General features: G+C 41.6%; 22 protein-coding genes and 1 pseudogene. 17 read left to right on the forward strand and 6 right to left on the reverse strand.

The features are described from left to right. The first annotated feature begins 32 nt into the window (after positions 1 to 32). From AC1HJP_RS02485 to AC1HJP_RS02500, 4 genes are all read left to right on the forward strand, one after another. Positions 33 to 737 carry an ABC transporter ATP-binding protein gene (locus AC1HJP_RS02485; RefSeq protein ID WP_480360160.1) on the forward strand — a complete coding sequence of 235 codons (705 nt, stop codon included), beginning with the start codon at positions 33 to 35 and terminating at the stop codon, positions 735 to 737. Further along, positions 734 to 3,130 carry an ABC transporter permease gene (locus tag AC1HJP_RS02490; RefSeq protein ID WP_480360162.1) on the forward strand — a complete coding sequence of 799 codons (2,397 nt, stop codon included), beginning with the start codon at positions 734 to 736 and terminating at the stop codon, positions 3,128 to 3,130. The genes AC1HJP_RS02485 and AC1HJP_RS02490 overlap by 4 nt, the downstream gene beginning before the upstream one ends. A 135-nt stretch (positions 3,131 to 3,265) precedes the next feature. Further along, positions 3,266 to 4,669 (forward strand): sigma-54-dependent transcriptional regulator, encoded by a 1,404-nt coding sequence (locus AC1HJP_RS02495; protein WP_480360253.1) that lies wholly within the window; start codon positions 3,266 to 3,268, stop codon positions 4,667 to 4,669. A 30-nt stretch (positions 4,670 to 4,699) separates the two neighbouring features. After that, positions 4,700 to 6,010 (forward strand): sensor histidine kinase, encoded by a 1,311-nt coding sequence (locus tag AC1HJP_RS02500; protein WP_480360164.1) that lies wholly within the window; start codon positions 4,700 to 4,702, stop codon positions 6,008 to 6,010. Between the two features lie 3 nt (positions 6,011 to 6,013). Here the strand turns inward: AC1HJP_RS02500 and AC1HJP_RS02505 are convergent, their stop codons facing one another. Continuing rightward, positions 6,014 to 6,448, reverse strand: coding sequence for a BLUF domain-containing protein (locus AC1HJP_RS02505; protein WP_480360166.1), 435 nt, complete (start codon positions 6,446 to 6,448; stop codon positions 6,014 to 6,016). Positions 6,449 to 6,611: 163 nt separating this feature from the next. Here AC1HJP_RS02505 and AC1HJP_RS02510 point away from each other — a divergent pair, with 163 nt between their 5' ends. The 13 genes from AC1HJP_RS02510 to AC1HJP_RS02570 all read left to right on the forward strand — a co-directional run bounded on the left by AC1HJP_RS02510 (position 6,612) and on the right by AC1HJP_RS02570 (position 16,857). Beyond that, positions 6,612 to 7,163: an LON peptidase substrate-binding domain-containing protein gene (locus tag AC1HJP_RS02510; RefSeq protein WP_480360168.1), complete on the forward strand. Its 552-nt coding sequence runs from the start codon at positions 6,612 to 6,614 to the stop codon at positions 7,161 to 7,163. Between the two features lie 136 nt (positions 7,164 to 7,299). Continuing rightward, complete coding sequence (locus tag AC1HJP_RS02515) at positions 7,300 to 7,896, forward strand: sigma-70 family RNA polymerase sigma factor (RefSeq protein ID WP_421964582.1); 597 nt, start codon at positions 7,300 to 7,302, stop codon at positions 7,894 to 7,896. Then, positions 7,889 to 8,551, forward strand: coding sequence for a ChrR family anti-sigma-E factor (locus tag AC1HJP_RS02520; protein WP_480360171.1), 663 nt, complete (start codon positions 7,889 to 7,891; stop codon positions 8,549 to 8,551). Before AC1HJP_RS02515 ends, AC1HJP_RS02520 begins: the two co-directional genes overlap by 8 nt. A 9-nt stretch (positions 8,552 to 8,560) precedes the next feature. After that, positions 8,561 to 9,526 (forward strand): YbgA family protein, encoded by a 966-nt coding sequence (locus AC1HJP_RS02525; RefSeq protein ID WP_480360173.1) that lies wholly within the window; start codon positions 8,561 to 8,563, stop codon positions 9,524 to 9,526. Further along, positions 9,526 to 10,920: a deoxyribodipyrimidine photo-lyase gene (phrB, locus tag AC1HJP_RS02530; RefSeq protein WP_480360175.1), complete on the forward strand. Its 1,395-nt coding sequence runs from the start codon at positions 9,526 to 9,528 to the stop codon at positions 10,918 to 10,920. The genes AC1HJP_RS02525 and phrB overlap by 1 nt, the downstream gene beginning before the upstream one ends. Before the next feature lie 2 nt (positions 10,921 to 10,922). Then, entirely contained in the window at positions 10,923 to 11,354 is a 432-nt protein-coding gene (locus tag AC1HJP_RS02535; RefSeq protein ID WP_480360177.1) for a nuclear transport factor 2 family protein, read from the forward strand. Next, complete coding sequence (locus AC1HJP_RS02540; protein ID WP_480360179.1) at positions 11,351 to 12,088, forward strand: SDR family NAD(P)-dependent oxidoreductase; 738 nt, start codon at positions 11,351 to 11,353, stop codon at positions 12,086 to 12,088. Before AC1HJP_RS02535 ends, AC1HJP_RS02540 begins: the two co-directional genes overlap by 4 nt. After that, the gene (locus AC1HJP_RS02545) at positions 12,085 to 13,335 is read left to right on the forward strand and encodes an NAD(P)/FAD-dependent oxidoreductase (RefSeq protein WP_480360181.1); all 1,251 of its coding nucleotides are present in this window, start codon (positions 12,085 to 12,087) and stop codon (positions 13,333 to 13,335) included. The genes AC1HJP_RS02540 and AC1HJP_RS02545 overlap by 4 nt, the downstream gene beginning before the upstream one ends. Positions 13,336 to 13,337: 2 nt before the next feature. Continuing rightward, positions 13,338 to 14,063 carry a DUF1365 domain-containing protein gene (locus AC1HJP_RS02550; RefSeq protein WP_480360182.1) on the forward strand — a complete coding sequence of 242 codons (726 nt, stop codon included), beginning with the start codon at positions 13,338 to 13,340 and terminating at the stop codon, positions 14,061 to 14,063. A 2-nt stretch (positions 14,064 to 14,065) separates the two neighbouring features. Further along, positions 14,066 to 15,340, forward strand: coding sequence for a class I SAM-dependent methyltransferase (locus tag AC1HJP_RS02555; protein WP_480360184.1), 1,275 nt, complete (start codon positions 14,066 to 14,068; stop codon positions 15,338 to 15,340). Next, on the forward strand, positions 15,318 to 15,812 hold the full coding sequence (locus AC1HJP_RS02560) for a DUF2878 domain-containing protein (protein WP_480360186.1): 495 nt from the start codon (positions 15,318 to 15,320) through the stop codon (positions 15,810 to 15,812). Before AC1HJP_RS02555 ends, AC1HJP_RS02560 begins: the two co-directional genes overlap by 23 nt. A 17-nt stretch (positions 15,813 to 15,829) precedes the next feature. Then, positions 15,830 to 16,324, forward strand: coding sequence for a chalcone isomerase family protein (locus tag AC1HJP_RS02565; RefSeq protein WP_480360188.1), 495 nt, complete (start codon positions 15,830 to 15,832; stop codon positions 16,322 to 16,324). Further along, positions 16,321 to 16,857, forward strand: a complete 537-nt coding sequence (locus AC1HJP_RS02570) for a DUF3833 domain-containing protein (RefSeq protein ID WP_480360190.1) — start codon at positions 16,321 to 16,323, stop codon at positions 16,855 to 16,857. Before AC1HJP_RS02565 ends, AC1HJP_RS02570 begins: the two co-directional genes overlap by 4 nt. Before the next feature lie 65 nt (positions 16,858 to 16,922). Here the strand turns inward: AC1HJP_RS02570 and AC1HJP_RS02575 are convergent, their stop codons facing one another. The 5 genes and pseudogenes from AC1HJP_RS02575 to AC1HJP_RS02595 form a co-directional block, all read right to left on the reverse strand. Further along, positions 16,923 to 18,242 carry a serine hydrolase domain-containing protein gene (locus AC1HJP_RS02575; protein ID WP_480360192.1) on the reverse strand — a complete coding sequence of 440 codons (1,320 nt, stop codon included), beginning with the start codon at positions 18,240 to 18,242 and terminating at the stop codon, positions 16,923 to 16,925. Positions 18,243 to 18,381: 139 nt separating this feature from the next. Then, positions 18,382 to 18,852: a CZB domain-containing protein gene (locus AC1HJP_RS02580; RefSeq protein WP_480360255.1), complete on the reverse strand. Its 471-nt coding sequence runs from the start codon at positions 18,850 to 18,852 to the stop codon at positions 18,382 to 18,384. A gap of 9 nt (positions 18,853 to 18,861) precedes the next feature. After that, a pseudogene (locus AC1HJP_RS02585) lies at positions 18,862 to 19,902 on the reverse strand (methyl-accepting chemotaxis protein); the annotation flags it as partial. Further along, the gene (locus tag AC1HJP_RS02590) at positions 19,844 to 20,356 is read right to left on the reverse strand and encodes a PAS domain-containing protein (protein ID WP_480360193.1); all 513 of its coding nucleotides are present in this window, start codon (positions 20,354 to 20,356) and stop codon (positions 19,844 to 19,846) included. The pseudogene AC1HJP_RS02585 and the gene AC1HJP_RS02590, both read right to left, overlap by 59 nt. Before the next feature lie 204 nt (positions 20,357 to 20,560). Next, positions 20,561 to 23,770, reverse strand: coding sequence for a S41 family peptidase (locus AC1HJP_RS02595; protein WP_480360194.1), 3,210 nt, complete (start codon positions 23,768 to 23,770; stop codon positions 20,561 to 20,563). Positions 23,771 to 23,845: the final 75 nt, after the last annotated feature.

Here is a 23,845-nt window from a genome sequence, read left to right on the forward strand (position 1 = left end):
GCCAGGCAATCGCGATATAAAAAGGAAAGACCATGAGTAATAACAAAATAAAGCTAACCAATATCACGAAAAAGTTTGTCACCAGCGAGATGGAAACCCACGCACTGCGCGGCGTTGATTTAGAAATTAATGAAGGCGATTATGTGTCGATTTCAGGCCCATCTGGCTGTGGTAAATCAACCCTGTTATCGATATTGGGATTATTAGACACCGCGTCGGACGGTGAATATATGTTAGCCGGGCACGATGTCAGTAATCTTAGCGTTAATCAAAGAGCGAGTATGCGCAATGAGCATATTGGTTTTGTATTTCAGTCGTTTAATTTGATTGATGAATTGTCTGTTTTCGACAATATAGCGCTGCCATTACGCTATCGTGAAAATGCATTATCGCAAGAAGAAGTTAAGCAAAAAGTAGAGGCGTGCTTGGCTAAGGTCGAAATGACACACAGAGCGGGTCATAAACCGAATCAGTTGTCAGGCGGTCAGCAGCAGCGCGTTGCGATTGCCAGAGCCTTAGTAAACGACCCTGCAATTTTACTGGTTGATGAACCAACCGGTAACCTCGATTCTAAAAATGGTGATGCGGTCATGATGATGTTGGCTGAACTAAACCGACAAGGCACCACCATTTGTATGGTAACCCACGACCCAAGATATGCCGATATGGCAAAGCGCAAATTACATTTACTTGATGGTGTGATGGCCGATGAGTTTAAGATGGAGTTGGCGGTATGAGCATCATCAAAGAAGAATTTAAACTCGCAGTCAGCAGTTTATTACGATTACCGGGGTTTAGTTTAACGGTGATCATCACCCTAGCTGTGACATTAGCGGCGCTTGCTGTGGTACTGAATATCAATTATTTAGTACTGACTAAGCCTTTACCATACCCGAACGCCGATAAAATCGTCGTTACCGACCAAAGCGAAACCATCAATGGCGAGACGCAATACGGCTTTCAGATTTTGTCGGCGCAGTACCATATTTACAAAGACGAACAATACATCGAACAAATGGCACTCATGAGTTTGTATAGTGCAAAATTAAGAGATTTGCCCGATACACCTTATCTTGATGGTGTTCGTGTAACACCTGAGTATTTTACTATGCTTGATGTGCCTATGCATTTGGGTCGTGCTTTTAATCAACAAGAAACCATTAATGATAAGCAAAGAGTCTTGGTACTGAGTTTTGAGGCTTGGCAAACGCACTTTGGTGCTGACCCAAAAGTGATTGGTACTTATACAACTATCGCTAATGATAAATATAAGATCATCGGTGTAACAGCGAGTCATTTTAATGCGCCAGAAGTATTTGGTAATTTTTCTATGCATGCTTGGTTTAGCTTTGACCAAGAAATTAGCCGCACTAGTAGCTGGGGAAGTATTACCGGTGGAGTAAATGGTATAGCAATTCTCAAAAATGGTGTATCAATTGAGCAAGCAAATAGCGCACTTGGTGAGCAAATTAACGAGTTGTATCAAAGTCGTGATGATGTCGCTGCTAATACCGCAATTGGCGCACGCTTCGTACCCATAAAACAGAAAATAGTCGCAGATAGTGGCGAAATGGCATTGTTGCTATTGGCAGGTGTGATTACCTTGTTATTTATTGCTGTCACTAACATTTGTAATTTATTTTTATCTCGCGCGGTGCAGAAAAAGCGCGTGATGGCCATTCAAGCGGCATTGGGGGCGAAAACACAACATATCTTTTTAGGCATGTTCAGCGAAGCGCTGCTGCTATCTATGCTTGCCTGTATTTTTGGCTTGCTAATTGCCGGCTGGTCAATGGTCTGGTTAGCCAGCGACTTGCAGTATATGTTCCCTAGAATGCAGCATCTGACCCTAGATCCTGTGACAATTTCGGCAAGTGTTATTGTCAGTGTATTTATTAGTATCGTCATGGCGAAGCTTGCCAGTCAGCAGGTGCCTTACAAACAGCTTAATCAAACCCTGCAAAGCAGTGGTAAAGGTACGGGAGCACAGATATCTAGCCTGACCAGAAATGTTCTGGTTGCCTTACAAGTTGGACTAGCTACAGCCTTGTTACTTGGCGCGACAACCGTGTTATCTCCTGCGATTAATAAATTGGTTAAAGATGTCGGGTTCAATGCCAATAATGTAAATTATCTTCGCGTCGATACGGGTAACTTGAATGAAGGTTTTCATGATGTTGCGCAACAAGTCAAAAGCCAGCTTAAATCGTTACCGCAAGTTGAAGATGTTGCTCTGACGCGCGCTTCACCTTTGCAAATGGGTTGGGAAAATTATTTATACGATGAAAGTAATGAGATGCTAGGTATTGTCAGTGTCGGCTTCTTTGACGAAAACAGCTTTGCCTTACTCGGTATGCCGATGCTGGAAGGGCGCAGTTTTAGTGCTTTACAAGATGCTGACAGCGCACCGCAAGAAATTATTATTAGTAAAGCACTCGCAGAGCGTTTGTTTAAGTCAGAATCTGCAATTGGCAAAACATTGCAAGCAGCACCGAATGAGCCACTCACTGTTGTGGGCGTAGTTGATAATGTTTATGTGCCGGATAACCGTGATAGCTATGCAGAAGAGCGTTATTATTTACCGTTTACAGCTGGTGCTCGTTTCGCTATCACTTTCAAAAGCAATAGCCAAGTCGATAGAGCACAATTACTCGAAGCTCTAAAAGAGGTTAACCCGCAACTGAGTATTGCTTACTTTGAAACGCTAGACAATATGCTAACGGCTCGATTAAGAGCCTCAAAGTTGGTTGCGATTTTAACAATGAGTTTAATTGTATTAGCGCTAAGTCTGGCTGCTGCGGGTATTTATGGGGTGTTGAGCTATAGCGTACAAATGCGTCGGTACGAGCTGGGCATTCATCTATCACTTGGTGCGCATACTGGACAAGTCATCAAAATGGTATTAAAGCAAAGTATGCAGCCTGTTGTATTTGGTGTGATTCTAGGCGGCGTACTAGCGGGAATAGGCTATTTAATTGGCACGCGATTACTGGCCATGCAAATCACGGGAGAATTCACAGTGTTATTATTGGCAATCCCGGTTATGGTGGCGATTTCTGTATTGGCCTGCTACTTACCGGTACGTTCTGTGGTGAGCTCAGATCCTTTAAAAGCGCTGCGTAATGAATAACCTTGAATGGGTTTTCTGAAACTTCGCTGAGCATTAACCTAGTCTTCTTAATGAGGTCTAGGTTAAACTCGTTTTAGAGCTTACGCTTTAAGCGAATAACTAAAAAAATAATAACATTCAAGGAGCAGTATGGGCATGCCAGCAGCAAAGCAGCATATTTTGATTGTAGAAGACAGGGCCGATGTAAGGCTTAGCCTTCGTTTTTTGCTAAACAATCATGGTTATGAGGTGCTTGAAGCTGAGAGTCCTACTGTTGCCAGCGAGGTTTTACACTCGCATCATATTGACTTAATTTTGCTTGATATGAACTTTGAGTTTGATACTACATCGGGCGAAGAAGGTTTGGCGTTTTTGCGTACACAACAAAAAATAAGCTCTTCACCTATTCTGGCGATGACCGCTTGGTCTAGTGTCTCTTTGGCTGTTGAAGCCATGCAACTTGGCGCGAAAGATTTTTTTGCTAAACCTTGGGATAATCATGCGGTTGTGATGATGGTCAAAAAGCACCTTGCTTTAGCACAGATTGATCATCAAAAAGCGATTTCTGAGCAACAAGAACCAACTCAGTTGGGCAATAGCGAAATTTCATCAAACCACAATACAAATTCTATTTTGTGGCATAGCCCACAAATGCAAAAGTTAAAAGCGCAGTTAGAGCGTGTTGCTAAAACCGATGCGACGATATTTTTGCGTGGTGAAAATGGCACGGGTAAAAGCTGTATCGCAGGATATGTGCACGCTTACTCAGCACGCACCGGTGAGTTTGTTTCGGTAAACATGGGCGCCATTCCAGAAAGTTTGTTTGAAAGCGAGTTATTTGGCCACAAAAAAGGCGCATTTACCGATGCTAAACAAGATAGAGCGGGGCGCTTTGAGCTTGCCAATAATGGTACATTGTTTTTAGATGAAGTCGCGACAATGGGGCCCAATCAACAAGCTAAACTGCTGCGAGTGCTCGAGTCGAAACAGTTTGAGCGAGTCGGTGATACGCTGACTCAACAGGCGAGTTGTCGCATTATCGCGGCATCTAACGCTGACTTTGAGTCCATGCTTGCAAGTGGTGAGTTTAGAACCGATTTATATTTTAGATTGAACACCATAGAGCTCACTATTCCTCCTCTAAGTGCACGGCCCGAAGACATCATTGTGTTGGCAAAGCACTTTATTGAATTACATGCCAAACAATATCAACTAACTCCGTTACCATTGAGCAAAGTAGCCGAACAGGCTTTGCTTGATTATGCATGGCCGGGTAACGTACGAGAGCTCAGTCATATGATGGCAAGAGCGGTTTTAATGGCTGAAGGTGACTGTATAAATGTGCAAGATCTTGAATTTAAAGTGCTGAATATTTCATCGAAGAATGCATCTTCAAAAGATGACATTCCCTTAATGACCCTCGAAGATGCTGAGAAAAAACTCCTTAAAATGGCATTAGCGCAAACCCAAAATAATGTAGAACAAGCAGGCGAATTACTTGGCATAAGTAAAAGTGCCATTTACCGCCGATTAGAAAAGTTTGGCATGTCGACCAAGTAAGTTGCTAACCAAAAAATAATGAGCCAGCAGATGTTCAATCTAATAAATAAACTCACAGAGCAACTAGAGTTACGCTCCATCGAAAGCATCCTGACACTGTTTATTGGCAGTTGCTTGCTGGTTTTATCGGGGGTAACGGGCTTTATGCTTTGGTATAGCTCGGCAAGTATCTTAGTAGTTTGCACCGTATTGGTATTATTTCTTTGCCCGTTTGCGCTGCTATGTTGGTATGTCAGGCGTACTTTGCTCAACCCTTATTACCGTTTTTCAGCAGTTCTTGAAGCGATAAGAAATGAAGACTATTCACTGCGCGCCAACCCTAAATTTAATCAAGGCGCTGTAAAGTTGTTGGCAGATGAAATCACCACCATGTCGGCAGACTTACAAAGCAGAAAGTCGCAATATGACCAACAGGCGGTGTTAGTACTTCGACTCATTGAACAGCTTGCCACTCCCATTGTGGTTTTAAATAAAGAGCATAAATTACATCATGCCAATGAGGCTTTTTCTAATTGGCGCAAGCAGCCATGGCAGGCCCTTAGGCATACAAACGCGGACGATTTAGGCTTCAAGTTAGCCGACAATAAATGGCAATTAAGTGATGAGTCTCATATCGAAAAATGGCAGTTACGTCATAGCCAATTCACCATGCACGAGCAAAGCTATCAGTTGTTGGTACTAACTAACATAGAGCAGGTGGTGTATCACACTGAGCAAGTAGCTTGGCAAAAAATGACCCGCGTATTGAGCCATGAAATCAATAATTCGTTGTCACCCATTAAGTCTTTAGCACAAACACTACAAGATATGCTTAAAGGCAATGATGACTTTGCGAATTTAGATCCTGCTTTACAAGTTATTGTTGAGCGCAGTGATGGTTTAATGCAATTTGTAAATCGTTATGCGAATTTAAGCAAACAATTCGATGTTCATATAGAGCAGTGCGAAATCGCGCCGTTATTTCAGTCGGTGAGTAATTTGTTTGATTATCCCATTGAGATTAAATGCGATGCGCTTTATGTGCTTGCTGATAAAGTATTGCTTGAGCAAGTGCTGGTTAATTTAGTGAAAAACGCCATTGAGGCGAGCAAATCGCAACAACTTATTGAGTTAAATGCTTACAAGCAGGGCAAACAAGTTGTGGTTGAAGTTAAAGACTTTGGGTCGGGTATTCAGAATACCGACAATTTGTTTGTGCCGTTTTATACCACCAAAGCGCAAGGTAAAGGCATTGGTCTTAACTTGTGTAGAAACATGATTGAACAACAAGGTGCAAAGCTAACGTTAAGCAACCGCGAAGACAAAACAGGCGCAATTGCTCAGTGTTGGTTTAGCATTTAGATATTAACGAATACCAAACAGGTTATCGTCAGAAAATACTTTTAAGAGCTTCACTGGGGCACTTAAGCCATCAATCATATTGCCTTTAACTGCTGCATCGAGTAAATCTCGTAAAACGTGATATTTACTATCATGCTCCTCATCAAGGTTGATCATATTCATGGTCCAACGAGAGAAAGTGCGGCTTTTGGCGGGTTCTAGATAAAGCACCTTGGCTTGCATGTGCCTGTCGTCATTTTCAATTTTTCTATATAAGTCTTGAATAACAGGTAAGTCACCTTCTAAAACCTGCAAAAACCAGCCGCCGTTATAGAACAAGCTGCCGGTTACGCGAAGATTGATGTTGTTTTCGCGCGCTACTTTTAAAAGATTTAAAAAGTCTACGCTGTCGAGCTGTCGACTCGCTTTGCTGAGATAGATGAGTTGGTGCAGTGACATAAATAATCCCGTATTTGGAAGCTAATTCTATATATAGAATCGAACTGTTCAAAAGGCAAAACATGAAAGCAAATAAAGTGATAAAAAAGATGTGAAAACTTAATCGATCTTTTTTATAGGCTGTGACGTAAAAACTGCCATGTAGAGTTTTTAGGTCTTATTTATGCAATTACCCGTTTTTCCACTACCTGTATTTTTGCTTCCTGAAGGGGTAACACGCCTTCGTATTTTCGAGCCGAGATATAAAAAACTGGTATCTATTGCAACCAAAGAGCAAGGCTTTGCACTCACCATTTACAAGCCAGATGCCGAGTTTGAAGTATCTGAATGGGCAGCTTGGGTTGACATAATCGACTTCTTTGAAGAAAAAGGCATGTTGCATATTGATGTAAAAGCAAAATCGTTAGTAACGCTTAGTGATGTTTATTTTGACGAAGACAATTTACGCTTTGCTAAATGTGAGTCTATCCCGCACTGGGCTCAAGCTAACACGAGTGAAAATCACATTGCGTTAGCCGATAAACTCGAAGAGATATTCTCTTTACACCCAGACATTCAAAGTCTTTACCCATTACCAAAGTTTGATAACCCAAATTGGGTCTGTGCGCGTTACTTAGAACTATTACCGCTTTCTATGGAGCAAAAAGAAGTGTTTGTTGATCAATACAGTTTTGATAAAGCGCAAAACTTCTTACACACCATAATGTTAGGTTAAATTTGTAGAGTGTCCTACAATTAATAAAACTAACTAATCTAAGTGATCCGAATCTGTTTTCAAACGTATGTAATACGAAATGCAATTAACGGGTTTAGTCATGGTGAGCACAGAAAATAGGAACTCCCATCCTTCGATGAGCACAACAAAACAGTCTCAAACTATGCCTGCTGAAGTAGATGGCAAAATGTTGTCATCTTGGTTAATCAGCGTGGCTCAAGAGCGTGATAGACGTGCCTTTGCTAACTTATTCAAATGGTTTTCTCCAAAAATCATTGGTTTTGGGCGCAAACAATTCAATAACCCTGTAATGGCGAATGAGCTATTACAAGAAACCATGACCAATGTGTGGCGTAAAGCACATCTCTACAACATAGAGAAAGGTGCAGCGACTACTTGGATTTATACGGTTATGCGTAATATCAGTTTTGATATGTTACGTAAAATTCAATCTAATCAAGAAGACACCATCAGTGAAGAAATTTGGCCGCTGGCCGAAGCGCAAAATAGTGATGACCACATGTTTGCCGATCATTTAATGGACAAGCAACTTGCGCAATACCTCAATAAGCTGCCCGAAAATCAGAAACAAGTCGTTCACGGCGTTTATTTTCAAGAGCTTTCTCAAGAGCAATTATCAAAGCAGCTTAACATTCCACTTGGTACTGTGAAATCACGTTTAAGACTCGCACTGACTAAACTCAAACAACACATAGGAGCAGACTATGATTAAGCACCACCCTAAATTAGAACTGCTCGAAAGCTATGTGGCTGGGGAGTTACCTGCTTCAGTGAGTGTGATGATTGCAGCGCACTTAGAGATGTGTCCTAAATGCCAACATCAGATCACAGAATTGACAGCTAAAGCGGCCGACAACTGTTTTGAAGAAGACACGTTTGCTTTTGATGAATCAGAAATACAGTTCGACTTTGATGCTTTTATTGATGACGTAACAGGAGACACTGGTATCGATGAGTTTGTCGAGCCAGAGCCTCAAGAAGTGAAAGTAGCAGATACGCCATATTGCTTACCCCAGGTTTTGTGCAACCTAGAGCGCTCTAACTGGATGAACTTAGGTAAACTGTCACGTTCACGTATCGAGCTTGAAGATGGCGACCTTCGCATGAGTTTGTTACACATAGACGCTGAAGGGTCTGTGCCTAATCATACACACAATGGCTTTGAAATAACTTTGTTAGTTGATGGCAGTTTTGAAGACGAAATGGGCACTTACAATCGTGGTGATTTCATTTGGCTTGATGGTAAAAATACCCACACGCCTTTTACTAAAGAAGGGTGTTTGTGCTTAACTGTATCTAGTGACTCGCTTCACTTTACTCAAGGACTTAGCAAATTGCTTAACCCAATAGGTAAGTTTATTTACTAGGAGATAGCTATGAATGAGTTTAATCCTGAATTTTCTTCGCCAATAAAAATTGGTATTAGTGCTTGTCTAACGGGCGATCAGGTCCGTTTTGACAAGAGTCATAAAAAATCTGATTTCTGTATGAATCAGTTAGGCAAACATGTTGAATATGAAAAGTTCTGCCCTGAAGTGGCGGTCGGTCTGCCTATTCCAAGACCGACTATTAGACAAATTAAATATGATGACTTGATTGCGGTTTCTCGACCTGACGGCTCAATGGATGTCACTGAGAAAATGACCGAGTTCGGTCAAAAAGTAGCATCTCGCATTGACCATTTGAGTGGTTTTGTGTTTATGAAAGGCAGCCCTAGTTGCGGCATGGAACGTGTAAAGGTTTATTACGAGCACGGTAAAGGCTGTGAGCACAACGGTATCGGCTTGTTCGCCAAACAAATTCTTGACGCACACCCAAACTTACCTTGTGAGGAAAATGGCCGTTTAAACGATGCCGTGTTACGTGAAAATTTTGTTATGCGCGTATTTACTTACAAGAAATGGCAAGAGCTGGTGGCGTCGGGTCTCACTAAACACAAATTGATTGATTTCCACAGCCAAAACAAATATTTGGTGATGAGTCATAACCTCGAAATGTATCGCAAAATTGGCAACATGCTCGGGCAATCGAAAGAGCCATTGGAAGAGCTTGCTGAGCAATATATCTCGATGTTGATGTCCGCGTTGAAAAAACCTGCATCACGTCGTAACCACACGAATACCTTGCAGCACTTACAGGGTTACTTCAAAAAAGTACTCGATAAAACAAAGAAAGAAGAGTTAACAGAACAAGTCATGGCGTATCGTCAAGGCTTAGTACCACTACTTGTGCCTTTGACTTTGATTAATCACTACTTGCGTGATTACCCGAACGAGTATCTGTCAAAGCAAGCGTACTTAAACCCTTACCCTGCAGATTTAAAACTAAGGTATAGCCTATAATGAGTGCCCTTTATTGGATAAGGAAAGACTTTAGACTCGACGACAACCCCGCATTAATTCAAGCCCTAGCGCAAGGATGCAAACAGGCAATTTTCATTTCTACTCCTCATACTTGGCAACGCCATAATGTTGCACCTATTCAGGTCGATTTTATGGCACGTCACTTGGCGTGGTTTGAGCAACAGCTTAACGCGCAGGGCGTCGAGCTGACTGTGATAAACGGCAGTGATTTTAATGCTCAAATCGATCAGTTATTGAGTTTCTGTTCTGAACATCAAATTACACGAGTGTTCGCAAATAGCCAGCTAGAAATAGATGAAGTAGACAGAGACAAACAAGTTTCTGAACGTATTGAGCTTAACCTATTCGAAGCCGATGTAATGTTGTCAAAAGGCTCTGTGCGCAACAAGCAGGGTGAAATGTTCAAGGTCTACACGCCGTTTAAAAAGGCCTGGCTGCAAGCGGTTAAACAAAGCGGGTTTGAGCAAAGTTATTTAGGCAACTTAGCGGCAGTTGAAGCTGAGGTTGATGAGCATAAATTTAGTTTCAATTACCCTAAAGTTGAGTCGTCTAAATGGCCGTTGGCAGATACTGCGCTAAGACAAGTATTGCCACGCTTTTTAGCTGAAAAACACGATGACTATGAGTTATATAGAGACAGACCTGATTTAAAAGCAACCAGCGGTTTATCACCTTATTTAGCCATCGGTGCTATCAGTCCAAAGCGTGTTTTTATTGAACTTATCAACCATGCTCCGAACGTGCTTGAAGATATGAAAGCGCCACAATTTTGCTGGTTGAATGAGTTGATCTGGCGAGAGTTTTATCGCCATCTTTTAGATTCGTTCCCGAGTTTAAGTAAAAACAAAGATTTTCAAGAAAAGTTCCATGGCTTCAAATGGCCTGATCATCAAGCAAAATTTGAACTTTGGTGTAATGCACAAACCGGATTCCCAATCGTAGATGCTGCAATGAAACAGCTTAAACAAACCGGTTGGATGCACAATCGTTTACGTATGATAGTTGCCAGCTTTTTAACTAAGCATTTGCTGGTGGATTGGCGCAAAGGCGAAGCGTTTTTTATGCAGCATCTTATCGATGGTGATTTGGCCGCTAATAATGGTGGATGGCAATGGGCGGCGGGCACAGGGTGTGATGCACAGCCGTATTTTAGGATCTTTAACCCACTCACACAGAGTGAGAAGTTTGATCCCAGCGGAGATTTTATCCGTAAGTATCTACCAGAATTAGAAAATGTGCCGACCAAACATATTCACGCACCGCAAGCTTATTTATTTGCAACAGGTCAAAGTGATGTGTATCCCGATGCTATCGTTGATTTAAAAGAAGCAAGAAATCAGGCACTAGAATATTACAAGAGTGAGTTATCTTAAGTATGTCGAAAAATGCCTTGATATCAGATTTTTTGAAGCTGTATAACCAATTAGACAAGTCGAATCTCGAATTACTCGGTGAAGTCTACAGTGACCATATTGTGTTTGAAGATCCGCTTCACAGAATAGAAGGTTTGCCTGCGCTTACCGACTATTTTGCAAATATGTATGAGAATCTGAACCAAGGTCAGTTTGATATTCACACTTCGTTTGAGCAAGACAACAAAGCCAGCGTGTATTGGGTGATGACTTTTTCGCACAAAAAGATAAAACAGGGCCAGCCACTTAAAGTGAATGGTAACACTTACCTTGAATTCGAAAATGGTAAGGTTGTTTATCACCGCGATTATTTTGATGCAGGTGAAATGATCTATCAGCACCTGCCCGTGTTTGGCACTGTGATTAACTTAATCAAACGCAGGACTGCAGCATGAGTACCCAATCAAAGGTAGTTGTCATTACAGGTGCTTCTTCGGGTATTGGCGAAGCCTTGGCGCTTGAATATGCACAACAAGGTTTTGCTGTATATGCGTGTGGAAGAAATCAAGAAAAGTTAGACGTGCTACGTGAGAAATCAACAAACATCACACCGTGTATTTTCGATTTAAATGACAAAAACGCACTTAAAAGTGCTTTGCCAAAAGACTTAGCCATTGACCATTTAATTCTCAATGCAGGCACTTGTGAGTACATAGATAATCCTAAACAGTTCGATGGCGCATTATTTGAAAGAGTCATTCAAACCAATTTAATTGCTGTAGGTTATTGCTTAGAAGCTTGGTTAAAGCAAATGAAGTTTGGTGGTCAGGTTGGCTTGATGAGTTCAAGTGCCGCCTATGTGCCATTGACGCGCGCTGAAGCCTATGGCGCATCAAAAGCGGGTATTACATATTTGGCTAAAACCCTCAGTGTAGACCTAGAGCCACAAGAGATTGGAATTAGTGTTATTCACCCAGGGTTTGTAAAAACACCGCTTACAGACAAAAATGACTTCGATATGCCGGGCATTATTGAAGCCGATGATGCGGCTAAAGCCATCTTCAAAGGCATGAGCAAAAGTACATTCGATATTCATTTTCCTAAAGGCTTTACGTGGACGCTTAAAGTCTTATCTCTTTTACCCTTTAGACTCTGGCGTCCGCTCGCTAAAAGGATGATAAAAACATGAAGAAAGTTGCCATCATAGGTAGTGGTATTTCTGGTTTAACCTGCGCTTACTTGTTATCAAAAAAATACGATATCAAGTTATTTGAAAAGAACGATTATATTGGTGGCCACACGGCCACCGTTGATGTCGAGGTCGATGGTAAAGAGTACGCTATCGATACCGGCTTTATTGTTTGTAATAACAAAACCTATCCAAATTTTTTAAAACTACTTAGCCAAATTGGTGTTGACTATAAAGACACTGAGATGAGTTTTAGTGTCCATAATGTTCAATCGGGCTTAGAGTACAATGGCAATAATTTAAATTCGTTATTTGCGCAGAGGCGCAACATTTTGAACCCTAAATTTTGGGGGCTAATTAGAGAAATATTGCGCTTTAACAAGGCGTGTAAGGCGTTACATGCTCAACAAATTGCCCCTCATTTAACACTAGGCGATTTTTTAGACGAGCAGCATTTTACAGACTACTTCAGCCAACACTATATTTTGCCAATGGGCGCAGCCATTTGGTCAACCAGCTTGCAAGAAATGCGCGACTTTGAGCTACGTTTCTTTGTGCAGTTTTTCTATAACCATGGTTTGTTAAATATCAGTGACCGCCCGCAGTGGCATGTGATTAAAGGTGGCTCTCGTGAATATGTGAAGCCTTTAACGCGTGAGTTTGCAGACAAGATTTGTCTCAATAGCAATATAAGCTCTGTAACGCGTACCGACGATAATGTCGTGGTAAAGCTCGCCGATGGCAGTGAAGAGTTATTTGATGAAGTGGTGTTTGCATGCCATTCAGACCAAGCCCTTGCATTATTGGCAGATGCGAACGAACAAGAGCAGCAAGTACTTGGCGCTATACCTTACAGTGAAAACCAAGTGGTGCTTCATACCGATACCAACATGCTACCAAAGCGTCCACTTGCTTGGGCTAGCTGGAACTACCGTTTAGACAATACCAATATGCGCCCAGCTGCGGTGACCTACAATATGAATATATTGCAGGGTTTGCAAAGCGACACCACATTTTGTGTGACATTGAATCAAACGGCCATCATAGATAAATCTAAAATATTAAGAGAATTCACCTATCACCATCCGGTGTTCAACAAGCAAAGTATGGCAGCGCAACAGCGTCGCTCTGACATCTGCGGAAAAAATCGCACCCACTTCTGTGGCGCATACTGGTATAACGGCTTCCATGAAGATGGCGTGCGTTCGGCATTAGACGTGTGTAAGCGATTTGAGTGTGAGCTGTAGTTATGAATAGCGCGATTTATCAGGGCCAAGTTAGACACAGACGTTTTAGTCCTAAAAGTCATGAGTTTAACTATACCATGACGCAACTCGCGCTAGATTTAGATGAAGTTGAAGAATTAGCTGCAGCTCATTCAGTATTTAGCTTGAAAAAGTTTGCGCCTATGAGTTTTTTTCAAGCTGATTATGTAAAAAATGAACCGGGTAATTTAAAACAACGTATAGCAAGTAAAGTTTCCCAATTGGGTGGGAAATGGGATGGCGAAAAAGTCACGTTAATGGGCCAGTGCCGATGCTTCGGTTTTTATTTTAGCCCAGCAAACTTCTATTTTTGTTATCAAAATGACGGTGAGTGTCGCTACATGCTGGTTGAGGTAAGTAACACACCTTGGCTTGAGCGTCATTACTATTTGGTCGATTTACAAGGCGATATGAAAACTCAAAAAGACTTTCATGTGTCTCCATTTATGGACTTAGACATGCAATATCATTGGCGGGTAAAGCCGCCAGCAGAGCAGGTTTTGGTTCATATTGAAAATCACAAAGACCATAAGCAATTTGATGCCACGCTTGCGATGAAAAAGCGTGAAATAACAAAAAGCAGTTTGTTCAAAGCGTGGCTGTCGGCACCACTAATGCCAATTAAAGTGGTTGCTGGTATTTATTGGCAAGCTGCTAAATTGTTTGCCAAACGTATCCCGTTTATTGCGCACCCTGAGACTAGAGGTTAATAATGGAACAGTCATCTACCAATGTCACCGCAACAACGAATCTAGAGCAACTTTCTTGGTTTGAAAATAAATGTCGTAACCTAGTTTTATCGTTACTCGATAAACTAGAAAAAGCCAGTTTAGAAATAGAAGAAGCTGGGCAGATAACTCGTTTAGGTAATGTGGACGCTAAGCTATGCGGCAAGATCATCGTGCAGGATGCGTCTATGTATGTCGACTTCGTAAAAGGTGGCAGCATTGCAGCGGCAGAAGCCTACATCGCGAAAAAATGGACGACACCAAACTTAACCGAAGTTATCCAAGTATTTGCCCGTTGCCAAGAACAGCTTGATGAAATCGAGAAGCAGGGCGCGTGGTTTACCCAACTGAAAAATAAGATTTTTCATCGTAAAAATGCCAATACTCAAAGCGGATCAAAAAATAACATCTTGGCACATTACGACTTGGGCAATGAGTTATACACCCGCTTTTTAGACAGTACCATGATGTACTCAAGTGCCATTTATAGCGATACTGCAACCGAGCTTCATGAAGCGCAGCTCAACAAACTTAAAACAATCTGCGACAAATTAGATTTAAAGCCGACAGACCATTTAATCGAAATTGGCACTGGTTGGGGTGGCTTGGCAATTTTTGCTGCCGAAAACTATGGCTGTCAGGTGACAACAACGACAATTTCAGATGCGCAATACGAATTTGCAGTTGATAAAGTGAAAGCAAAGGGACTTGAAGATAAGATCACTTTGCTTAAAAAAGACTATCGCTTGCTCGAAGGTAAATACGATAAGCTAGTTTCAATTGAAATGATTGAAGCCGTTGGGCATGAATTTATGGCGGAGTTTTTTGCTAAGTGTAATAGCTTGCTTAAAGACGACGGCCTAATGCTAGTTCAAGCAATTACCATTTTAGATTCGCGTTACGATCATTACCGTACTAACGTTGACTTTATTCAGCGCTACATCTTCCCTGGTGGATGTTTGCCATCGATTGCAGTTATGAGCAAACACGTTGCCGAGCAAACCAATATGATGCTCGACAATATTCAAGATATCGGTTTGCATTACGCAAGAACACTGGCTGATTGGCGTAAAGGCTTTGATGCAAATTGGCAAGCGCTTACTGAGTTTGGCTTCGACGAGCAGTTTAAACGATTATGGCACTTTTATTTGGCGTACTGCGAAGGCGCGTTTTTAGAGCGTGTGATAAGCACTCATCACTTAGTGCTTCGTAAGCCTAGCTATCGTAGCGATACCGATGAACAAATTTGCCGTTATTAACTTCTTCCTATTCCAGCTTGTATGGTTTACTTGTGCTTTGTTAACCGAACATGCAAGCTGGCTTTTATTGCCCCTAATTGCTCTACACTTCGCAGTATTTAAGCATCGTTCCCGAGATTTCAAGCTGCTACCGATTGCTTCTGTTGGTATTGTATTCGACTTTCTAATGTTTAAGCTGGGTATTTTGACCTTCAATGAAGGCTTTTTTCCCGCTTGGCTATGTTTGCTTTGGCTGATGTTTGTGCTTAGCCTCAATTATTCTTTTGATTGGATGAATAAACTCAATGTGTTTATTAACGCATTGATAGGCTGCATCTTTGGTCCGCTGAGTTATTTTGCTGCGGTTAAATTTGGTGCGCTGGGTATGGGCGTTGCGCAGACACAATTCTTATTCATTTATGCCCTTGGTTGGGCGTTAATTATGCCATTGCTGATCTATTTAAATAACAGACCGTATTACAAGTTAAGCTAAATCAACAGGAACACGTCATGCGTGTGATTTTTTTAATTTGTTTTTTATTTTCTTTTAATGGCTTTGCCTCACCAGTACAAGACCTCACAAAATACGGAGAGGGTCAAATGTCTGTGATGTTTTGGGATCTGTATAAAGCAGAATTGTTCGGACAAACCTCCAGTTACCAAGCCAATGCTACTCCAATCGCGCTGAAAATCACTTACCTTAGAGATATAGACAAAGAAGACTTGATAGAAGCTACGTTAGATCAATGGGTTCACATTGGTTATGAAAATGAAGCTATTCCAAATTGGGCAACGCGACTTGAGCAGATCTGGCCAGATATCAAAGAAGGAAGCCAACTTATTATTCGTGTTCACACCGATGGCGTGTCGGATTTTTATGATGCAACGAGCAAAATAGGCAGTATGACAGATCCGCAATTTGGTAAAGCTTTTCTCGCGATTTGGCTCAGTGAAAAAACCTCGGAGCCGAAACTGCGTGCGCAACTTATTGGAGAGAAAAAATGATCAGAGTACTAACACTCGTTTTAGGATTCATGTTTTCAGTTGGATGTTCAAGTAACCATATTGATGATTACGTTGGCAAAACACCTGAACTAAAATTAGAGGAATTTTTTCAGGGCGAACTTAAAGCTCATGGTGTTGTGCTTGACAGAAGTGGTGCATTTCAGCGTAGTTTTACCGTGAAGTTAATCGGCACCTGGCAGCAAGAAAATGGCCAGCTAAAAGGCAAACTAGATGAGTGGTTTATTTATGATGATGGTGAAAAAGACACGCGTACTTGGCTGATAACAAAAACCGCAGACGGAGAATATACGGGCACTGCAAATGATGTAATTGGTCAAGCAAACGGTCAGGCCCGTGGCAATGCTTTATATTGGCGTTATGACCTAGAAATTCAATACAAAGGCGACCCTCTGGTCGTTACCCTTGATGATTGGATGTATTTGGTGGATGAAAACCGCCTAATTAACCGTACAGAGATAATTAAGTTTGGTTTTAAAGTGGGTGAAGTGTTGTTAAGTATTGAGAAGGTGTAAGCCACCTTCTCAATAACTATCCATTGGAAATTACAATATTCAATTTTTATGGGATTTCACGTTGCTTAAAGCATTTTGCTCAAAGGCTGACCTTCACCCCGATAAAGACTGAATGGCGTCAGGTACACTTCATTACTTTCCTTGCTCAATTTATAGTAATTTTCGGAACACTCAAATGAAAATGCATCATCGGCTCTTAAGGTTAGGCGTCGCTTAGGTTCGTCATTTATTTGCGCAAAAACCTGCCTATTTTCTTGTGAGATAGTCATAACTTGTCGGTCAGTAAATTGATATTTTCCAACTAAGTCTTCAGCGAAATCTTTATTAAAGTCACTTACTGGCGCAGGTGATAACTTTAATTGTTTTGCAATCATGTCTAGTACTAATGGACCCGGGTGCTTTGCGTCATTATTGCTAAATGCCACAGCATAGAGGTCGTTCTCGGGTAGGTAAATTGACCATGTCATAAAACCAGGGATCCAGCCTTCGTGGTTAATGGTCATTTTGCCGCTAATTGGGTAGTTGTATAGGCCAAATCCGTAAGGCGAAGCTTCTCCATTATTTAAAAGCGCTGGGGTAATCATTTTTTGATAACTTGCCTTCGAAATGACTCGGCCACTAATGAGTGCTTGATGCCAGCGACTCATATCTTCAAGCGTGGAAGCAATCGCACCAGATGCATGCACCCAGCTTCTGTCTACTTTGAAAGGTGGATCACTAGCGCTGGTATAGCCTGTTACACCTATATTGCCTTCACCGCGTTCTATGACGAATGAGCTGTTCATTTTTGTAGGCTTGAAAATATGTGTTTTGAGATAGCCAGCGTATGTTAAACCCGAAGCGACTTCGATGACTTTGCCAAGCAATACATAACCTGTGTTGGAGTAGTGAAATAGTTCTCCAGATTTAGCTATAACAGGCTGTTTTACAATCTTTTTTATGATGTCATCTAAGTTTGTGTAAACATGCCATCTATTTCTGACGCTGACATCGTTATTGTAGTTTGGTAAACCTGAAGTATGGCTAAGCACACGTTCAACGGTGACTTGTGCATAGTCTTTTGGCAGGCCTTCAATGAAATCTCCAAGTGTATTCGAGAGCTTTAATTTACCGCGCTCAGCAAGCTGTAAAATGGCTGCAGCAGTAAATTGTTTTGAGACTGAGCCAATTTGAAAAACGTCATCAAGTTTCAGTTGTTGTTTGTTTTGTATATTTGCAAGACCAGCTACACCACTGTAAATCACCTTTCCAGATTGCTCTAACCTGACAGCTATTCCTGGGGTTGAATCAGAGGTATGGCAGGCGAGCGTTTCGTCAAAATTATTATCATATGCGAGAGTAGAGAAACTGAACAAAGTTGAGAGTAATACCGCTGTCCTGAGCATAGGTTTTCCTGCTTTTGAGTGTTGTAATGACCGTCTTGCTATTTTTGTAAGCATAATACAGCTAAGTTATTAATTTATAACGTAACTGAAGCAAGTCCATATTAGTAAACGCTTTAAACTTAACCTTGGATGAACCATGTTAGAACAAGTCTATTTCGCTATCACCGCTACCGCTGGTTGATTCAAAATGTTTTTTCTGCTCAGCCAGTTCATCCATTAGATTAACGAGCTGCTTACTGGCAGCTTCAGCTTTTGCAAATTCTTGTTGAATATGAGTTTGAAATTCTAGGTTCGTTTGCCAATCAGTGTTTAACAGTGCAATGGCATTGTGAACATGCTCATGAACCGCTTTGTGTGGTGTATTAATTTGCGCGTAGCAGGGTAAATGGGAGTACTCTTGTTGCCCTTCACCTTGGTGATACCATTGTCCGAAGCGACAGTTATGATGGTCAACGAGAATAGACTGTGCATTGTCACCGTGCGCTTCATTGCGTTCTACTGCCCAATAGGCCCTTTGCATATAAAGGGTGTGATCAACTTTGGTTAAAGTGACATTACAGATTGCATGAACATTAGAAACTAACTCAAATACCTCTTGAGACGCACGCATGACGCTTTCAAAGCCCCCACCAAAAGACTCTATTAAGCCTTTTGATTCGGTCGAGGCGGTTGCCATATGTTGTGAGTTTTCAAGCACACTATTTAATGCAGTGGCAAAGCGCTCAGCAATTTCGCCTATACTGCTTGCTGTTTCTTTGGTGGTTTCTGCAAGATTTTTTACTTCATCAGCAACAACTGAAAACCCTCTGCCATGCTCACCGGCTCTTGCAGCTTCTATTGCTGCATTGAGTGCAAGTAGGTTAGTTTGATCAGCTACTTTTACTATGGTGCTGACCATTTCAGTAATTTGTTTGCCCGCCGTTGATAATTCAACGGTAGTTTCTGACAGCTCGTGCGTTTGGGACGCGAATGATTCTATGGTATTGAATAGCACACCTACATTTTCATTGTTATACATGGTGATATTTAATGAGTCCTGAGACAAGGTTTGAATATTGGTCATGTCTATTGCTATTTTATTTAGGTCTCTTTGTGTGGCGCTAAGGTTATCAATTAAATTGTCGGCTTTATTGTTAGAAAGCTCGCTCAATGTGTGATCCTTTTGAGCTCGCCAATGTGACACTTTCATAGACTCAATTGATTTGTCGATAATCGACAAGTTTGCATGAAAACCGGGCTTTAGACCTTGTTGTAGTGTTTTGCGATAAAACCGTGAATCATTTGCTGCTTTAAAGCAGGCCTGCATTTCACGCATTGACGCTTCTACTTGGTCAATTGCAGCATTGAGATTCCATGCGAGCTCACTGTAATTGGAGTGCTCAGAAATGCCTGTGATCCTCACTTCGAGATTGCCATCAGAAAATGCTCGACTTGCATCGAGTATAGTTTGGTATAAAGGATCGTCATGACTTGGCTTTTTTTTGTTATTGAAGAGTAGTGCCAAGCTTAACCAAACGAGTGGTGCCATTAACCAAATAATTTCACCAGTTTTCAGATAAATACTAATAACTAAAATAAAAATTAGTACCAGTGACATTAAGTTAGTTGGCTTTTTGATTAAACTGTAGAAGTGTTGCCACATAATCTTCCCCAAGCCCATCAAGTTGTGATTCTAGAAATTGCCAAGAAGATTGCATTGCATCTTGTTTGTTTGATGTTTTAGCTTCCACTTCTAGCATATGGGAATAAATCGGTTCAATAAGTTGAATGAGTGCAGGGCTAGGTTTTCGTCTTACAGAGTAATACCCCATTACTTGACCGTTGACGTCGTAGCTTGCTGTGATGTTGGCGAACGCCCAGTAAAAATCGCCATTTTTGCACCGGTTTTTCACCAACCCAAAGAACTCATCTTCAGCGCCAATGGTGTTCCAAAGCGATAAATAAACGGATTTAGGCATATCTGGATGACGAATAATATTATGAGGTTGGCCTAGTAGTTCTTGTTCTGTGTAGCCCGAAATTTCAATGAAGAGCTTGTTGCAATAAGTAATGTGACTGTGTGTATCAGTTTTTGAAACTATTATCTCATTTTCAGGAAGTATGATTTCAGCCATGGGAAAATTTAACTTATTACCGTACTCTTATGTTTAGTCGAGGCTGGGCTTAAGTTCAATTAATTGATGCATTTTTTAAAGTAATCAGAAATGTTTGACGAAGATAAGTTGTATAACACTATGTTGTTAGAAGGATGAGGGCTGTACTATTAAACTCAGTGAAATGAAGGCCTAGAGATACTTTCTCCCTAGGCCTTGATATGGTTAGTCTACTTTTCTAAGTAAAACTTCAACTGCTTTTTCGATTTGTTTATCACGACCTTGCTCAACTGATTGAGGGTCATTCTTAACAAGGTGATCTGGCATGGTTTGGTTGTTTTCTAGGTATTCACCTCTGGTGTTCTTAATGCCCACTTGTGGCACACCAGCGCGGAAGTCGCCTGAAATCCCCATTTCCCACCAAACTGCGGTCATTGTACCTGGCACCGGCATACCCACCATTTCACCTAAATCTAATTGATCGTAAGTGTAAGAGAATGCATGGGCATCACTGTAGTTACCTTCGTTGATAAGCAGAACTGATGGCTTGTTCCATTGATCGAGCGGATCGCCGTGATACTTACGGCCGCGAACATGCATGGTGAAGTACTCTTCGCCACTCAGTAGTTTTGCAAGATCGTTGTGTAACCAGCCGCCGCCATTAAAGCGGGTGTCAACAACAATGGCTTTCTTATCAAAATGTTTACCTAATAGACGAGAGTAAACGGCTCTAAAGCTTGGATCGTTCATGCCACGCACATGCACATAGCCAAGTTGACCGCCTGATAATTCTTCTACCAGAGCTTCTCTTGATAACACCCAGCGATCGTACAGTAAGTTATTAATAGTGCGGCTGTTTGTTGGTTTGATGACTTCATCAAAAAGCGCACCATCAATATCTGCAAAAGTGAAACGTACACGTTGACCTGCAGTGTGGTTTAACAACTTGAATAAGTTTTGTGACTCGCTTAATTCAACGCCGTTTACAGCTTTAAGCGTTACCCCAGGTTTTACCTTGCTGCTGGCTTTATCAAATGGACCTTTAGCCAGTACCTCTTCAACCATAAATGGGTTTACATCATTGAAAAACAAACCTAAACGGCCAGTAGCATCATCTGTTGGCTGAGGGGCTGGGCGGTAAGATGAACCAATATGTGATGCATTTAGCTCGCCAGTCATTTCAGCAAATAGATTCGCGAAGTCACGGCCATGGCCCACTGATGCAACTTTTGCACGGTAAGATTGGCCAACTTTATCCCAGTCGATACCATGATAATCATCGCGATAGAATTTATCATCAATGATGCGCCAGCTGTGATCGAACATAAATTCACGCTCTTTAGCAGCTTGTAGTTGCATCACAGGCTTGGTCGAAATTGGTTTAAGCGCAATTTTGTTGCCTACTTTACCTTGACGAAGCGTGCCATCGGCAAGAATAACAATGTTCTTTTCATCTTCGCTAAACGTCATGCTTGCTCTGCGTGCATTTAGTTTTGCAACCAACTCTGTTTTTCTATCGCGAATTGAATGACGCCATAAGTCATAGCCTTTTTCAAAACGCGCAAAGTAGTAAAGTGCCTTGGTGTCTTTTGTTAAATATGCTTGACCAAGATCTGATGCATGAATAGTCAAACGCGCTGTGCGCTGTTCGATATTATCCCACTCAATCTCAAGCTTTTCAGCTTTCTCCTCAGTGCTCTTATCGTCTTGCTTCTCTGCTTTTGAGGCTTTTTTCTCTAACTCTTTATGCAGTGCATATTCTTCTTTAGAGAATCTAAAACGGTCATAACTATCTTGCGTTAAGAAAGCGGCCATAACGTCGAATTCTCTGCCCCAACTACCGTGATCACGTTGGCCATAACGGGCACTGGCCCAAAGCACAGCTTCACCATCGGTATGCCAAGAAGGTGAGGTATCGTTATAACCCGACAAGCTGATATCGCGAGGTTGCTGTGAACCATCTGATGGGAAAACGCCGATATTTGTAACAAACAGTCGACTTCTTGGTGCGAAGTCCGCTGTCATCCAATAACTATCAGGTGCCCATGCAAAAGTGATATCGCCATCTGCATACGAGTAGTTATGTTCTTTACCCAATGCAACGTTTACTTTTTTAGATTCACGATCGATAACTTGAATTTCATCGCGAGCAGATAAAAACGCAATTTTTTTACCATCTGGTGAGTAAATAGGTTGGAAGCTATCTGTATCTGCTTGATGAACTACTTCTTCTTTTAATTTAGTCGCGGCAAAGAAATAAGGCTCTGACTCATCGGCAATCGATGTTTCATATAACCCCCAGCTGTTGCCTCGTTCTGCAGCGTATAACAGGGTTCTGCCATCTTTATGGAATGACACTGAACGCTCTTGTTGCGGCGTATTGGTGATTGCGCGTGTCGTACCGAATTCTGTGCTAGCAACAAACACTTCTCCACGCGCCACAAATGCCACTTCTTTACCATCTGGCGAGACAGAATATTCGGTGATTTTGCCACCTAGCATGGTTGGCATCATATCGTCTTCTTGCACGTCATTAGCGATATTGATCTTTACATGCTTAGGCTTACCACCTTTTGACGTGTAAACACTACCATGGTGTACAAATGCCAGCGTGCCATTGTCGCTGATAGACAAGCTGCGAACAGGAAATTGCTCAAAGTCAGTGATTTGCTTTTTGTTATCGCCATCTAAATCGGCGCGCCATACGTTAAATGCACCCGACTGTTCTTCAGACGTATAATAGTAAGTATTGTTATCAGCCCAAACCGGGTTGTGATCGCCACCCGCAAAAGTTGTCAGCTGAGTGTGTTTGCCTGACACTAAATCTTGTAGCCAAACATCACGGGCAAACGCAGATACATCGTGCTTTCTAAATTCGTTTTCGTAAGCCTTTTCATCACGATAAAGTACTTTCTTGCCATCAGGAGAGAACTGTAATTCAGATGCTGGAATGGTTGATAGCATCTTAGGAGTGCCACCATTTAATGACACCGTATAACTTTCAGTTAATCGTGCAGTAGGAAAAATCGTAGAGTCTTTAGAATCTTGGCGTGCTGATGTGAAAAGTACTGCTTTGTCATTTTTGGCAAAATCTTGAGGCACATCATTGGCTGAATGGTAGGTAAGTCGCTTAGCCTTACCGCCCGATGATGGCATAAGGTACACATCTAGGTTACCGTTTCTATCACTAGCAAAAGCGATATGCTTACCATCATTAGACCAAACAGGGTGACCATCCCAATCACTGTGTAAAGTCAGGGGGCGAGCTGTACCACCTTTAGTTGGAACGGTATAAATATCACCCTTATAAGAGAAAGCTATTTGCTTACCGTTTGGAGAAATGCTGCTGTGTAGAAACCACTCTTCGCTTTTAGAGGCATGTGCTTGAGCAGTTAAAACAGCTAATGCACAAAGCGTATACTTGGCTGATGGCATTGATGTTTTCCTTTTCGTCTGAGTTATTTTTATCAATTATATTTTACCGTTACATAGTAACAACGCATTGACATA

Source organism: Pseudoalteromonas sp. NFXS53 (assembly GCF_056629255.1).